Source organism: Staphylococcus sp. EG-SA-2, from assembly GCF_017152085.1.
The window spans coordinates 1-800 of record NZ_JACYHC010001027.1 but is presented as its reverse complement, the minus strand read 5'-3'; the positions used below and the strand labels follow the sequence as shown (position 1 = coordinate 800).

Genomic DNA, 800 nt, shown 5'->3' with positions numbered 1-800 from the left:
TTTTAAAATTTTACACATATTTTTATTTAAAAAAGATGTATAATTAATGTATTAAATATAGAAAGAAGTTGATATTATGAAAAAGTGTATTAAGACTTTGTTTTTAAGTATCATTTTAGTAGTGATGGGTGGTTGGTATCATTCAGCACATGCGTCAGATTCGTTGAGTAAAAGTCCAGAAAATTGGATGAGTAAACTTGATGAAAGCAAACATTTAACTGAGATTAATATGCCAGGCTCACATGATAGTGGCTCATTCACTTTAACTGATCCGGTAAAATCGGTTTGGGCAAAGACTCAAGGCAAAGATTACCTTACTCAAATGAAGTCGGGAGTCAGGTTTTTTGATATTAGAGGTAGAGCAAGTGCTGATAATATGATTTCAGTTCATCACGGCATGGTTTATTTGCATCATGAACTAGGAAAATTTTTAGATGATGCTAAATATTACTTGAGTGCTTATCCAAACGAAACAATTGTGATGTCTATGAAAAAGGACTACGATAGCGATTCTAAAGTTACGAAGACATTTGAAGAGATTTTTAGAGAATATTATTATAATAACCCGCAATATCAGAATCTTTTTTACACAGGAAGTAATGCGAATCCTACTTTAAAAGAAACGAAAGGTAAAATTGTCCTATTCAATAGAATGGGGGGTACATACATAAAGAGTGGTTATGGTGCTGACACGTCAGGTATTCAATGGGCAGACAATGCGACATTTGAAACGAAAATTAATAATGGTAGCTTAAATTTAAAAGTACAAGATGAGTATAAAGATTACTATGATAAAAAAG

Annotated in this window: 1 protein-coding gene; it reads left to right on the top strand. The window is 31.8% G+C overall.

The genetic code is table 11. From position 1 onward, the window contains the following. Window positions 1-76: 76 nt before the first annotated feature. A partial coding sequence (locus IDG60_RS27835; protein ID WP_206160996.1) for a phosphatidylinositol-specific phospholipase C domain-containing protein occupies window positions 77-800 on the top strand: 724 nt, incomplete at its 3' end.